The organism is Clavibacter sp. VKM Ac-2872, from assembly GCF_015351105.1.
Lineage (GTDB): Bacteria > Actinomycetota > Actinomycetes > Actinomycetales > Microbacteriaceae > Clavibacter.
This window is the reverse complement of the sequence record NZ_JADKRR010000001.1, coordinates 1,348,509-1,361,267: the sequence shown is the minus strand read 5'-3', so window position 1 is coordinate 1,361,267 and position 12,759 is coordinate 1,348,509. Positions and strand designations below refer to the sequence as shown.

Here is a 12,759-nt window from a genome sequence, read left to right as displayed (position 1 = left end):
CGTGCGCACCCCCGTCCGCGCCCTGCTGCGCTCCCCCCTCGGCGTCGTGGTGCTCATCGCCGCGCTCTGGTTCGTCGTCACGTTCCTGGTGTTCCCGAACGCCAACCTGCTCGTCACGACCTTCTTCCCCGACGGCGCGTTCAGCGGCCGGGCGCTCGAGAAGCTCCTGAGCTCCGACCGGGCGATGCGCAGCGTCGGCAACAGCCTCCTGCTCGCGGTGACCCTCGCGATCACGGTCAACGTGGTCGGCATCTTCATCGTGCTGGTGACCGAGTACTTCGTGGTGCGCGGATCCCGCGTCCTCTGGCTCGGCTACGCCACGACGCTCATCTACGGCGGCATCGTGCTCGCGGCCGGCTACGACTTCATCTACGGCCGCTACGGGTTCGTGACCGCCCTCGCGCAGCGGGCGTTCCCCGACCTCGATCCCGACTGGTTCTCGGGGTACTTCGCGGTCGTCATCGTGATGACCTTCGCCACCACCACGAACCACATGCTCTTCCTCCGCTCGTCGCTCGCGGCGATCGACCACCAGACCATCGAGGCCGCCCGGAGCATGGGCGCGGGCACCGGGCGCATCCTCTTCCGCATCGTGCTGCCGGCGCTGCGGCCCATGATCTTCGCGGTCACCGTGCTCACGTTCCTCACCGGCCTCGGGGCGCTCACCGCCCCCCTGGTGCTCGGCGGCACGGGCTTCCAGACGGTGGCGCCGATGATCGTGACGTTCTCCAAGAGCACGAGCTCGCGCGACCTCGCGGCCCTGCTCGCGATCGTGCTCGGCGTCGCGACCATCGTGCTGCTGGCCATCATGAACCGCGTCGAGAAGTCGGGCGTGTACTTCTCGGTGGCCAAGGTAGCGACCCCACTGCAGAAGCAGCGCATCCGGAACCCGGTCGTGAACGGCGTCGTGCACGTCGTCGCGTACGCGCTGTTCGTGGTCTACGCGCTGCCGGTGATCCTCATCGTGCTGTTCTCGTTCCTCGACTCGAAGAGCGTGCAGACGGGCACCATCACGTGGGACTCGTTCACCCTGCGGAACTACGCGACCGTGCTCGGCTCCCCCGACGTGCTGCGCCCCTTCATCGTGAGCCTCGTCTACAGCGCGCTGGCCGCGGTGATCGTCGTGGCGGGCCTGCTGTTCGTGGCGCGCCTGATCCAGCGCAACCGCAACTGGGTCACCGCGACGCTGGAGTACCTGCTGCACATCCCGTGGATCCTCCCGACCATCCTCATCGCGCTCGCGCTCCTGCAGACCTTCGACCGGCCGCAGCCGCTCATCGGCGGGCAGGTCCTCACGGGCACGACGTGGCTGCTGCTCGTGGCGTACATCATCGTCAAGGTGCCGTTCACGCTGCGCCTGCTGAAGGCGGCGTTCGCGAGCGTGCCGCAGTCGTTGGAGGACGCGGCGCGGATCCTGGGCGCGAAGTCGCTCACGACGTTCCGGCGGGTGCTGGTGCCGCTCGTGATCCCCACGGTCGCCGCCATCACGGCGCTCAACTTCAACAGCCTGCTCGACGACTACGACGCGGCCGTGTTCCTCTACCAGCCGCTGTACGAGCCGCTCGGCATCGCCATCAAGGCCAGCACCGAGGGCGAGGCGAACCTCGACTCGACGGGCATCACGTTCGTCTACACGGTGCTGCTCATGATCATCATGGGGATCACGATGTACCTCGTGTACGGGCGCTCGGGCGGGCGGAAGCGGCGCCCAGGCCGCACCGGGTCGCCCGCGGTCGCGACCACGGCGCCGGCGCTCGCCACATCCGATCCGGGCGCGCCCGCCCCGGCGGCGCCGCGCACCCCGATCGGCTGACCCCGGACAGGCAGAAGGCCCCGTCCTGATGGACGGGGCCTTCTGCCTATCCGGACGGATCCGGTCCTCGACGAGCGTGGGACATGCGACGCGATGGTGGAGATGCGGGGAATCGAACCCCGGTCCACTGCTGTAATCCTGCGCCTTCTACGGGTGTATCCAGGAAAGGCGTCCTGCTCGGCCCCGGAACTTGCTCCTGGCATCTGATCCGACGGGCCCAGCCTCAGTTCGAGTCCCGCGCGGCCCTGAGGCACGACCGCGCAGCGAGCTCCCTAATCTGACGCCGACTTACCGGTTAGAGAGCATCACCGGGTCGACGGTCCTGTTAGTGCGCTCGCTTAGGCAGCGAGAGCGAAGGACGACTGCTTGTTATTGGCAGTTGTATTTTGCAGAGAGCGTTTACGAGATAGCCCTGCATCCTCGACCCGCTTCTCGCAGTCATTCAGGCAATGTCGAAACCGATCATCCCCATGAACGGCCCAGCGCCTCGAGAGGCGCCCGAGCCGGGTCGCATGTTCCACGCTGTCGAGTTGTCAATCGCCGGTCGCGTCGTACCCGACCAGCCCTCCATGTTACCCGACCGGAGACGTGCCCACCACCGGAAGGAGCTGTCCTACTCGCCGAGGCGACGGTGGGACGACATCGCCCGGTCCGCCTCGCGCTTGTCCTGGCGCTCGCGAAGCGTCTGGCGCTTGTCGTACTCCTTCTTGCCCTTCGCGATGGCGAGCTCGACCTTCGCGCGGCCGTCCACGAAGTAGAGCTGGAGCGGGACGACCGTGTACCCGCCCTCCTTCACCTTGGAGTGGATCTTGAGGATCTGCTCCTTGTGCAGGAGGAGCTTGCGCTTGCGGCGCACCGGGTGGTTGTTCCAGGTGCCCTGGTTGTACTCGGGGATGTGCACCGCGTCGAGCCACGCCTCGCCGGCGTCGACGAACGCGTAGCCGTCGACGAGCGAGGCCCGCCCCTGCCGGAGCGACTTGACCTCGGTGCCCGTGAGCACGAGGCCGGCCTCGTAGGTCGACTCGATGGTGTAGTCGTGGCGCGCCTTGCGGTTGGTCGCCACCACCTTCTCGCCACGTTCCCTGGGCACGGTGGACTCCTCGATGGTTCAGGTGGATCCGCCCGGATCCGGGCAGCCCATCAGCCTAGCGGAGGATCAGATCCGGAGATAGCGGCTGATCGCGAAGTTCGCGGAGACCGCCGCGAGCACGACGCCCACCCCCAGGAGGATCGGAACCACGAGCAGCGCGTCGTCCATGTTCACGAGCGATATCGACGTGAGCCGCGTGCTCAGGAACCCCTGGACGAAGAACTTCACGAGCGCCACCGTGGCCGCGCTCGCGAGCACCGACCCGATGAGCGCCGCGAACACGCCCTCGAGGATGAACGGGGTCTGGATGAAGCGGTTCGAGGCTCCGACCAGCCTCATGATGCCCAGCTCCCTTCTGCGCGAGAACGCGGACAGGCGGATCGTGGTGGCGATCAGCAGGGCGGCGGCGACGAGCATGAGCCCGGCGATCCCCACGGCCGTGAGGCTGGCCGCGTTGAGGATCGAGAAGATCTGGTCGAGGTACTGCCGTTGGTCCGTGACGTTCTCGACGCCCGCGAGGCCGGAGAGGCTGTCGCTCAGGATGTCGGACTTCGACGGGTCCTTGAGGTTCACCCAGAAGGCCTCGTTGAGGAACTCCGGCTGCACCAGCTCGGTGACGGGATCGCCCTTGAACTGCTCCTGGAAGTTCTTGTACGCCGTGTCCTGGTCCTCGAAGTAGTACTTGTCGATGAACGGGGCGAGCGTGTCGCTGTCGAGCTGCTGCTTGACCGCGTCGATCTGCTCCTGGGTGGCCTTGCCGTTGACGCAGGTCTCGCTCGGCACCGACGTGTCGGTGCAGAAGTCGATGGCGACCTGCGCACGGTCGTACCAGTAGTTCTTCATCTGGCCGATCTGCATCTGCAGCAGGACGGCGGCGCCCACGAACGTGAGCGAGATGAAGGTGACGAGCACGACCGAGACGACCATGCTGACGTTCCGACGGAGGCCGTTGCCGACCTCGGAGAGGACGAGTCCGAGTCTCATCGCGTGGGCCCCACATCCTGTGCGCCGGTGTCGTCCGGCGACTCTCCTCGGGCGCGGAGGCCCAGCTTCTCGGCCAGGCCGAGCTCGGCGAGCTCGGCGTCGTCGCGTCCGTCGGCGGGCGCGGAGCCCTCTCCATCGGACAGGTCCGGCAGGCGGATCACGCCGGTGCCCTCGGGCAGCCGTCGGATGGACCCGGTGCTCGGGGCCGCGGGGGCGGCACCTCCGCCGTTGCGCCTGCTCGGCGGGGTGGGCGCGGACCGCGGGCCGTCGTCGACGGGCGCGGCCTCGTCCCGGCCGACCGGGGCGGCAGGCGACGGCGCCGGCTCGACGGGCTCCGCGGGGACACGCTCGGGCACGCGCGACTCCGGGCGGGCAGGGGCTGCGTCGCGGCGCTCCTCCGGGGAGGGGGCGGGCTGCTCGCGCACCGGCTCGCGCTCGGGGACGGGATCCACGCGCGCGGCCTCGGCGAATGCCGACGGGGCGTAGGCCGGGGCCTCCGGGCGGGATCCGCGGTCGGAGTCCACCGGGCGGGACGACGGCGCCGTGCCCGCGGGCTCGGAGACGCGGTCGGGCGAGGTGGCGGGCACGATCGGCACGGCCTCCGGGGCGGCGGCGGTCACGGGCACGACAGCGGGCGCAGCGGGCGCGGTCACGGCGGCCGGAGGCACGGCGTCGTTCGCCGGCTTCCGCGGCGCCTTCCGCGCGGCCTTGGCCGCGGCGGCCTGACGGGTCTCCTCCTCCTTGGCGCGGGCCTTCTCGTCGGCGCGACGCTGCTTGTCGCGCTTGGCCTGCTCGCGACGCTCGGCGGCGTTCGCGGGCTCCGCCGGAGCGGTCGGGCGCACGGGTGCCGGGAGCGGCGCGGCGGGAACGAACACGGGAGTCGGCGCGGCCACGGGCGGGTGCTCGGGATTCACGCCCACGGGGTTCTCGGCCGTGCGGGGCAGGTCGATGGCGGAGGTCTGGTACTGCCCACCGACCTCGTCGCGGACGACCTCGCCGCCGATCAGCTCGATGACGCGCTTCTGCATCTGGTCGACGATGCCGGAGTCGTGGGTGGCCATGATCACCGTGGTGCCGTTGGCGTTGATCCGCTCGAGCACCTGCATGATGCCCGCGCTCGTCAGCGGGTCGAGGTTGCCCGTGGGCTCGTCGGCGAGGAGCACGGCGGGCTTGTTGACCACGGCGCGCGCGATGGCGACGCGCTGCTGCTCACCGCCGGAGAGCTCGTGCGGCAGGCGCTGCTCCTTGCCCTGGAGGCCCACCATGGCCAGCACGTCGGGGACGGCCTCCTGGATGAAGCCGCGCGACTTGCCGATCACCTGGAGGGTGAAGGCGACGTTGTCGAAGACCGACTTGTTCGGGAGCAGCCGGAAGTCCTGGAACACCACCCCCAGGCTGCGCCGGTAGTAGGGGACCTTGCGGCTCGACAGCTGGTTCAGCTGCTGGCCCAGGACGTGGATCGTCCCTTGCGTGGGCCGGTCCTCCTTGAGCACGAGACGCAGGAAGCTGGACTTGCCGGACCCGGATGCACCCACGAGGAAGACGAACTCCCCCCGGAGGATCTCGAGGTCGACGGAGCTCAGCGCCGGTCGGGGGTTGCCGGGATACACCTTGGATACGTGGTCGAACCTGATCATGTCGGTACGACCCTAGGCACCAGACCCTCCGAACGCCGCATCGACTCACCGCGGCGGACGGTCCCCCGGACTCTCTCAGGCGCGGTCGGGCGACTTCCGCCAGCGGATCCCCGCGGAGATGAAGCCGTCGAGGTCGCCGTCGAACACGTTGGACGGGTTGTTGACCTCGTGCTCCGTGCGGAGGTCCTTGACCATCTGGTAGGGCGCGAGCACGTAGCTGCGCATCTGGTCGCCCCAGCTCGCCGTGATGTTGCCGGCGAGCTCCTTCTTGGTGGCCGCCTCCTGCTCGCGCTGCACCAGGAGCAGGCGCGACTGCAGCACCCGGAGCGCGGCGGCCCGGTTCTGGATCTGGCTCTTCTCGTTCTGGCAGGTGACGACGATGCCGGTCGGGAGGTGGGTGATCCGCACCGCGGAGTCGGTCGTGTTGACGGACTGGCCGCCGGGGCCGGACGAGCGGAAGACGTCGACCCGCATGTCGTTCTCAGGGATCTCGATCGACTCGGTCTGCTCGATGAGCGGCACCACCTCGACCGCCGCGAAGGACGTCTGGCGCTTGCCCGCGGAGTTGAAGGGGCTCATGCGCACGAGGCGGTGCGTGCCGGCCTCGACGGAGAGCGTGCCGAAGGCGTAGGGCGCGTCGATCTCGAAGGTCGCCGACTTGATGCCCGCCTCCTCCGCGTACGAGGTGTCGAGCACGGTGGCCGAGTAGTCGTGCTGCTCGGCCCAGCGGAGGTACATGCGCATGAGCATCTCGGCGAAGTCGGCGGCGTCGACGCCGCCTGCGCCCGCGCGGATCGTCACGACCGCGGGCCGCGGGTCGAACTCGCCGTTGAGGAGCGTCTGCACCTCGAGCTCGTCCATGATCTTCGTGATCCCGGCGAGCTCGACGACCGCCTCCTCGGCGGACTCCTCGTCGTCCTTCGCCATCTCGACGAGCACGTCGAGGTCGTCGAGGCGGCGCTGCAGCTCGTCGATGCGCTTGAGGTCGGCCTGGCGGTGGCTCAGGTCGCTCGTGACCTTCTGGGCCTTCTCGGTGTCGTCCCAGAGGTCCGGCTCGCCCGCCTGGGCGCTCAGCTCCTCGACCTCCTGCTGCAGGCGCTCGACGCCGATCACCGAGCGGATGTTGGAGTAGGTGTCGCGCAATTCTGTGATCCGCGAAGAGAAGTCCTGGTCGATCATGGTGCCGCCCAGCCTACCGTCCGGGTCGCGGGCGACGTCCGGGCGGGGTCCCGCCCGCGCGTAGGCTCGGGGGCGATGTCGACCCCCGATGCCCCCTTCTCCCTCCGTGCGGTCGCGCTCCCGGCGCTCCTGCCCGCGCTCCTCTTCTCCATCGGCGAGGGGGCGATCATCCCCATCATCCCGATCGTGGCCGGCAGCCTCGGCGCCACCCTCGGCATCGCCGCGTTCATCGGCGGCATGATCATGCTCGGGGAGCTCGTGGGCGACATCCCGAGCGGATCCGTGGTGAGCCGCATCGGCGAGCGGACCGCCATGATCGGCGCGGCCTTCGTCTCCATCGGCGGCCTGGTGCTCTGCCTCCTCGCGCCGAACCCGCTCGTTCTCGGAGTGGGCGTCTTCCTCATCGGCGTCTCGACCGCGGTCTTCGCGCTCGCCCGCCACGCGTTCATGACGAGCTTCGTGCCGCAGGCGTTCCGCGCCCGCGCGCTCTCGACCCTCGGCGGCACCTTCCGTGCCGGGTACTTCGTGGGGCCGTTCCTCGCCGCCGGCGTGATCCACCTGACGGGCGCGTCGCAGTCGGCCTTCGTGATCCACATCGTCGCGTGCCTCGCGGCCGCCGTGACGCTGCTCGTGCTGCCCGACCCGATGGACGTCGTGCGGCGCAACCGCGCGGCCGACCTGCAGAGCGCCGCGCCCGCGACGGCCGGCGAGCCGCAGGTCGACGAGTCGGTGGCCGCGACCGCGGGCGCCGCTCCCCCGGCGCGTGAGTCGGCCGGCCTGGCGCGCACGCTGTGGCGCTTCAAGGGCGTGCTCGTGAAGCTCGGATCCGGCGCGGCGCTCATCGGCGCGATGCGCGCGGGCCGCGGCGTGCTCCTCCCCCTGTGGGCCGTGAGCATCGGCATCTCGGACGCGAACACGGCGCTCATCATCGGCATAGCGGGCGGCGTGGACTTCGCCCTCTTCTACGCGAGCGGCCAGATCATGGACCGCTTCGGCCGCCTCTGGAGCGCCGTGCCGTCGATGGTCGGGCTGGGCATCGGCTACCTCGTGCTCGCGCTCACCCCGGACGTGCCGACGAACGTGCAGTGGTTCATCGGCGTCGCCATGTTCATGTCGATCGCGAACGGCGTGGGCTCGGGGATCCTCATGACCCTCGGCGCCGACCTCGCCCCGCGTGAGGACCCGGCCCCCTTCCTGGGCGCCTGGCGCTTCACGGGTGACGCCGGCAGCGCCGCCTCCCCGCTCCTCATCGCCGCGCTCACCTCCGCCGCGTCGCTCGCCGTCGCCAGCGGCGTGATGGGCGTGCTCGGGCTCATCGGCGCCGGGATCCTCGTGCGGTACGTGCCGCGGTACGTGCCGCGGAAGCCGCGGCCGACCGCCTGACGCACCTCGTCGTCCGACCGCCCTCTACCGGCCTCCGGCGGGTCCGACCTGCGCGGCGCCCGGCCCGACCAGCACGCTGCGGGCCGTGCTGGTGACGTCGATGCGCACGCCGTCGGGGGCGAACAGGGAGGCCACGGGCGGGATCCACGTGGCGGACAGGGTGACGCGGGCGCTGCGTCCGTCCGGGGTCGTCGCGTCGTCGACGTGGAGGTCGTGGATGCCCGCCGTCGGCTCGTCGGCGAGGAACGCCGTGACCGTGGAGGCGACGCCGGCGTCCGTGAGGGGCGGGAGCGCGACGCCGTCGTCGCCGATCGCGGCAGACGCCCCGCCGGCACCGTCCACGTCGAACGACTCGGCGCCCGCCAGGGCGGCCGCGTCGGCGAGCGAGAAGAGCCGGACACGTTCGAGGTAGAGCGAGGACGCCGCCGAGACCATCAGGATCACCGCGAGGCCCAGCGCGCAGGACGCGATCACGAGCGGCAGGATCGAGCCGTCGTCCTGGGTCGGGACCGTCGACGCGAGCGACGCGCGCCCACGCGGCGCCCGCGCGCGTCCGCAGGTCATCGGCCGCCCCGTGCGAAGACCGAGACCCGCTCGTCCGCGTCGCCGTGCACCGCGACCGATCCGGGCGCGTCCGGCCCGGCGACGGGCGGCGCGAGAGGCAGCTCGGCCGCGACGCGCACGGAGACGTGGACGAGCGACCGCGGCGCGTGGCAGCGGGCCGGATCCGGCGTGCACGTGATGTCGAGGGCGATCCCGTCGGGGGCGATCCCCTGGTCGGCGAGCGCGACCTCGACGGCCGACCGCGCCTCCCGCCGGCCGGATGCGTCGTCGTCCGCGCGCACGAAGACGCGCGCGGCCTGTCGCGCCGCACCCTCCGTGCCGAGAGCCGCCCCCTGGATCGCGGACAGGGCGATCACGAGGTAGACGAGCGGGACGAGGAGGAGCACGCCCGCCGTGATGAACTCGAGCGCCGCCGAGCCCCGATCGTCATCCCAGGCGCTCCACGGCCGCATGGCCTGTCACCTCCAGCCCGCGGTCGACGCCCAGGAGGCCGACGAGGGGGAGCGTCGTCCGCACGGTCACGCTGACGACCGCGTGACCGAGCACCGTGCCGGTGCCCGCCGTCACGTCCTCCGCGTAGCGCGCTCCCACGGCCGTCGTGATCAGCTCACGCGTCCGCTCGACGCCGTCGGCGCGGGTGGCCCCCGCGAGCGCCGCCGTGCGCGCTCCTTCGGCGGCCGCGTCGAGCACGGTCGTCCGCACGTGCAGCGCCAGGGCGAGCTGGACCACCGACAGGGCGAGGACGACGAGGAGCGCGCCGACCATGACGAACTCGGCGGGTGCCGAGCCGCGGTCGTCGCGCATCAGAAGGACGTGACCCGGTCGATGGCCTGGGTGAACACGTTCTGCAGCAGGGGTCCGGCGACGCCCCACAGGATGATGACGAGCCCCGCCGTCATCAGCGTGATGAGCACCCAACCCGGCACGTCGCCGCGGTCGTCGTCCCACGGGGTGCCTGCTGCGGCGTCGGCGCCCAGCGCGCCTCGTTCGTCGGTCATGTCGTGCCTCTCGGTCGGTGTCGGATCGGGGTGGATGCTCGGCGCCTGGCTACAGCCCGAGCTGCAGGACGACGACGCCGGGGAACAGTGCGAAGACGATGGTGAGCGGCAGGATGAGGAACACCAGCGGCACGAGCATCCCCACCTCCTTGCGTCCGGCGCTCTCGAGGAGCTCGCGCTTGGCGATCTCGCGGGCGTCCTGCGCCTGCGCGCGGAGGACCTCGGCCAGCGGGGTGCCGCGCTCGAGTGATCCGGCGAGCTGGTCGACGAGGCGGGACACGGCGGGCATCGCGAGGCGCCTGGCGAGCTCGTCGAAGGAGCGGACGACGGGGATCCCGGTGCCGACGTCGGCGACCACACGCCCCAGCTCCCCCGCGAGCTCCCCCGAGCCGACGCGTCCCACGCGACGGAGGGCGTCGAGCAGGCCCTCCCCCGCGGCCAGGCTCAGCGCCAGGAACTCCAGCACGGTGGGCAGTTCCGCCTGGATCCGCGCGATCCGACGTCTCGCGCGCCGCTCGAGCGCGGTGTCGCAGGCGACGAGCCCCGCGATGGCAGCGACCACGGGCACGGCGACCAGCTGGGTCTGCGGCAGCCCTCCCGCCGCGACCGCGGCGCCGCCCACCAGAGCGGCGATCACGATTCCCGTCGCCGTGCCGAGGACGAGGCCGACGAGCTGACGCGACCGATGCCGCTCGACGTCCTCCGTCGAGCCGGACTGGCCGAGCAGCCGCTCGATCCGCTCGGTGCCGCCGAGCACGCGCGCGATTCCGCGCCGCAGCGGGATGACGGCCGGCGCTCCGAGCGTGCCGAGCACGGGCAGCGGGTGCACCGTGGTCAGGGCCAGGTGCCGACGCGCGCCCTCGGACACGTCGAGCACGTGCGGGGCCACGCGGTCCAGCAGGCGGGCGCGGCGGAGGCGGGGAACCGCGCCCATCATCGTCCAGAGGCCCACACCCGCGACGAGACCGAGCACGGCGCCCCAGGACTCGATCGACGTCACGCGAACCACCTCCGGTCCTCCGGCAGCCGCCCGAGGGCCAGCATCAGCCGGTACGCGACGGCGGACACGACGAGCCCGACGACGATCACGACGGTGCCCGCCGGGGTGTCGTACGCGGCGACCGCCTCCGACCGGGTGGAGAGCAGAGCCAGGATGATCCACGGGGCCGCGACGCCGAGCTTGGCGGCGTTGACGACCCAGGACTGCCGGGCCTCGGCCTCGCTGCGGATCGCGGCTTCCTCCCGGAGGAACCGGGCGAGCCCGCGGAGCACGTCCGGCAGCTGCGTGCCGCCGACCTCGCGCGCCATCCGCAGGGTCTCGAGGATGCGGTCGGCCGTCGGATCCGCCAGCTGGTCCTTGAGCTCGTCGAGCGCCACGGCGAAGCTGCCCGTCGTGCGGTGGACGGACGCGAACTCCCGGAAGGCGGGTCGCAGGACGGCGGGACCGGCGACGGCGAGCGACGCCACCGCGTCCGGCAGCCCCATGCCCGCGCGGACCGCGCTCACGAGGTGGTCCACGACGTCGGGCCATACCTCCCGATGAGCCCGCCGGCGGGACGTGGAGCGGGCGCCCACGACCGCCCACGGGAGCAGCAGGCCCGTCGCCGCAGCGGCCAGCGCGGCGCCGTCCACGCGGAGGAGCGCCTCCGTCAGCACGCCCGCGGCGAGCCCGACCAGCCCGGAGACGGCCAGGAACGAGCTGACGGAGACCCGGCTGAGGCCCGCGTGCGTGAGCCGGTCGTGGATCGAGGCGGTGGGTCCGCGTCCGCGCGCCGCCTCGTCGGGTGAGCTCGGCCACAGGCGCGGCGAGATCAGGAGCAGGAGGCCCGCGCCGAGCGCGAGCCCGAGCGCGACGCTCACGGGGCCCCCACCAGGACGCGCAGCGGATCGAGCCCGGCCGCGCGGAACTTCGCCAGGTGCGCGGGCTGCCCGCCCGTGGCGGTGAGGACCCCGTCCTCCAGCGTGAAGACGGAACTCGCCTCGATCACCATCCCGGCGTGGCGTCCGCCGGGGGCGAGGATCTCGACCACCCGGCGGGCGCCGGACGGCAGCACCTCCAGGTGCACGACGAGGTCGACGGAGGTCGCGACGGTCGGCACGACGAAGGCGGAATCGATGTTGCGGCCGGCCAGCAGCGGCAGGGTGCACAGCTTGACCAGCGCCTCGCGCGCGCTGTTGGCGTGGATCGAGCACATTCCCGGCACGCCCGAGTTGAGCGCGATGAGGAGGTCGAGGCACTCGGCCTCGCGCACCTCGCCGACGACGAGCCGGTCGGGCCGCATCCGGAGCGCCTCCTTGATGAGCCGCCGCAGCGTGATCTCACCCGAGCCCTCGAGGCTGGGCTGCCGGCACTGCATGGCCACGACGTCGCGGCCCGCCGGATCCAGCTCGAACGTCTCCTCGACCGTGACGATCCGGTCCGAGGCGCGCGCCGCGGACAGGAGGGCGTCGATCATCGTCGTCTTGCCGGTGTGCGTGGCGCCGCTGACGACGATGGACAGGCCCGCCCGTACGCTCATGCGCAGGAACTCCGCGGCCTGCAGCGGCAGGCTCCCGAGGGCCACGAGGTGGTCGAGGTCGCGGATCCGCCGGGAGAACTTGCGGATGTTGACGGCCCAGTGGCGGCGCGTGACGTCGGGGATGACCACGTGCAGGCGGGACCCGTCGGGCAGGGACGCGTCCACGAACGGCGTCGACAGGTCCACCCGACGGCCGGAGGACTGCAGCATGCGCTCGACGAGGTCGCGCACCTCCGCGTCGGTGAGGACGAGCGGTGTCAGCTCCGGGACGCCCGACCGCGCGACGAAGACGCGCGTGGGGGCGTTGATCCAGATCTCCTCGATCGAGTCGTCGTCGAGGAGGGGCTGCAGGGCGCCGAAGCCCGTGATGCGCGCGAGCACCTGCCGTTCGGTGGCCGCCTCGTCGTCGAGGAGCCGGGAGTCGGATCCGAGCGCCTGCTCCGCGAACCGCCTCACCTCCTCGCGCACGACGGCCGCGGTGCCTGTCGGACCGGCCGTCGCGCCCTCGTCCCGCAGGCGCTCGCGCACCCGGCCGGCGATGGTGTCGAGGGGTGTCCGCGTCTGCACCCGCACAGGATGCTGATCAGGCGGT

General features: G+C 71.7%; 13 protein-coding genes and 1 other RNA gene. 2 read left to right on the top strand and 12 right to left on the bottom strand.

What is annotated here, in order from left to right; all coding sequences use genetic code 11:
- Position 1: 1 nt before the first annotated feature.
- Positions 2-1,813: an iron ABC transporter permease gene (locus ITJ40_RS06500; protein WP_194666272.1), complete on the top strand. Its 1,812-nt coding sequence runs from the start codon at positions 2-4 to the stop codon at positions 1,811-1,813.
- Positions 1,814-1,907: 94 nt separating this feature from the next.
- Here the strand turns inward: ITJ40_RS06500 and ssrA are convergent.
- The 5 genes from ssrA to prfB form a co-directional block, all read right to left on the bottom strand.
- Positions 1,908-2,283, bottom strand: a transfer-messenger RNA (tmRNA) gene (gene ssrA / locus ITJ40_RS06495).
- Positions 2,284-2,426: 143 nt separating this feature from the next.
- On the bottom strand, positions 2,427-2,903 hold the full coding sequence (gene smpB / locus ITJ40_RS06490) for an SsrA-binding protein SmpB (RefSeq protein ID WP_012037997.1): 477 nt from the start codon (positions 2,901-2,903) through the stop codon (positions 2,427-2,429).
- A 66-nt stretch (positions 2,904-2,969) separates the two neighbouring features.
- Positions 2,970-3,887 carry a permease-like cell division protein FtsX gene (gene ftsX / locus ITJ40_RS06485; protein ID WP_194666271.1) on the bottom strand — a complete coding sequence of 306 codons (918 nt, stop codon included), beginning with the start codon at positions 3,885-3,887 and terminating at the stop codon, positions 2,970-2,972.
- Positions 3,884-5,524 carry a cell division ATP-binding protein FtsE gene (gene ftsE, locus ITJ40_RS17420; RefSeq protein ID WP_194666270.1) on the bottom strand — a complete coding sequence of 547 codons (1,641 nt, stop codon included), beginning with the start codon at positions 5,522-5,524 and terminating at the stop codon, positions 3,884-3,886. The genes ftsX and ftsE overlap by 4 nt, the downstream gene beginning before the upstream one ends.
- A gap of 75 nt (positions 5,525-5,599) precedes the next feature.
- Positions 5,600-6,703 (bottom strand): peptide chain release factor 2, encoded by a 1,104-nt coding sequence (prfB, locus tag ITJ40_RS06475; RefSeq protein ID WP_086520513.1) that lies wholly within the window; start codon positions 6,701-6,703, stop codon positions 5,600-5,602.
- A 75-nt stretch (positions 6,704-6,778) separates the two neighbouring features.
- On the opposite strand from prfB, the gene ITJ40_RS06470 reads away from it, so the two are divergent.
- A complete protein-coding gene (locus ITJ40_RS06470) occupies positions 6,779-8,086 on the top strand; it encodes an MFS transporter (protein ID WP_194666269.1) in 1,308 nt (435 codons plus the stop codon).
- A gap of 24 nt (positions 8,087-8,110) precedes the next feature.
- Here ITJ40_RS06470 and ITJ40_RS06465 read toward each other — a convergent pair whose 3' ends face one another.
- The 7 genes from ITJ40_RS06465 to ITJ40_RS06435 are packed head-to-tail and all read right to left on the bottom strand — an operon-like array spanning position 8,111 to position 12,740.
- On the bottom strand, positions 8,111-8,650 hold the full coding sequence (locus ITJ40_RS06465; RefSeq protein ID WP_194666268.1) for a pilus assembly protein TadG-related protein: 540 nt from the start codon (positions 8,648-8,650) through the stop codon (positions 8,111-8,113).
- Positions 8,647-9,102 carry a hypothetical protein gene (locus ITJ40_RS06460; RefSeq protein WP_194666267.1) on the bottom strand — a complete coding sequence of 152 codons (456 nt, stop codon included), beginning with the start codon at positions 9,100-9,102 and terminating at the stop codon, positions 8,647-8,649. Before ITJ40_RS06460 ends, ITJ40_RS06465 begins: the two co-directional genes overlap by 4 nt.
- Positions 9,077-9,454, bottom strand: coding sequence for a TadE/TadG family type IV pilus assembly protein (locus tag ITJ40_RS06455; protein WP_194666266.1), 378 nt, complete (start codon positions 9,452-9,454; stop codon positions 9,077-9,079). Before ITJ40_RS06455 ends, ITJ40_RS06460 begins: the two co-directional genes overlap by 26 nt.
- Positions 9,454-9,648, bottom strand: a complete 195-nt coding sequence (locus ITJ40_RS06450) for a hypothetical protein (protein ID WP_194666265.1) — start codon at positions 9,646-9,648, stop codon at positions 9,454-9,456. The genes ITJ40_RS06455 and ITJ40_RS06450 overlap by 1 nt, the downstream gene beginning before the upstream one ends.
- A gap of 49 nt (positions 9,649-9,697) precedes the next feature.
- Positions 9,698-10,648, bottom strand: coding sequence for a type II secretion system F family protein (locus ITJ40_RS06445; protein ID WP_194666264.1), 951 nt, complete (start codon positions 10,646-10,648; stop codon positions 9,698-9,700).
- Positions 10,645-11,508, bottom strand: a complete 864-nt coding sequence (locus tag ITJ40_RS06440; protein ID WP_194666263.1) for a type II secretion system F family protein — start codon at positions 11,506-11,508, stop codon at positions 10,645-10,647. The genes ITJ40_RS06445 and ITJ40_RS06440 overlap by 4 nt, the downstream gene beginning before the upstream one ends.
- Positions 11,505-12,740 (bottom strand): ATPase, T2SS/T4P/T4SS family, encoded by a 1,236-nt coding sequence (locus ITJ40_RS06435; RefSeq protein WP_194666262.1) that lies wholly within the window; start codon positions 12,738-12,740, stop codon positions 11,505-11,507. The genes ITJ40_RS06440 and ITJ40_RS06435 overlap by 4 nt, the downstream gene beginning before the upstream one ends.
- Positions 12,741-12,759: the final 19 nt, after the last annotated feature.

Bases quoted from the DNA above. Each gene is read 5' to 3' on its own strand.
- ITJ40_RS06450 (WP_194666265.1), bottom strand. From the start codon at position 9,648: ATGACCGACGAACGAGGCGCGCTGGGCGCCGACGCCGCAGCAGGCACC.
- ITJ40_RS06460 (WP_194666267.1), bottom strand. From the start codon at position 9,102: ATGCGGCCGTGGAGCGCCTGGGATGACGATCGGGGCTCGGCGGCGCTC.
- prfB (WP_086520513.1), bottom strand. From the start codon at position 6,703: ATGATCGACCAGGACTTCTCTTCGCGGATCACAGAATTGCGCGACACC.
- ITJ40_RS06455 (WP_194666266.1), bottom strand. From the start codon at position 9,454: ATGCGCGACGACCGCGGCTCGGCACCCGCCGAGTTCGTCATGGTCGGC.
- ftsX (WP_194666271.1), bottom strand. From the start codon at position 3,887: ATGAGACTCGGACTCGTCCTCTCCGAGGTCGGCAACGGCCTCCGTCGG.
- ITJ40_RS06470 (WP_194666269.1), top strand. From the start codon at position 6,779: ATGTCGACCCCCGATGCCCCCTTCTCCCTCCGTGCGGTCGCGCTCCCG.
- ITJ40_RS06465 (WP_194666268.1), bottom strand. From the start codon at position 8,650: ATGACCTGCGGACGCGCGCGGGCGCCGCGTGGGCGCGCGTCGCTCGCG.
- ftsE (WP_194666270.1), bottom strand. From the start codon at position 5,524: ATGATCAGGTTCGACCACGTATCCAAGGTGTATCCCGGCAACCCCCGA.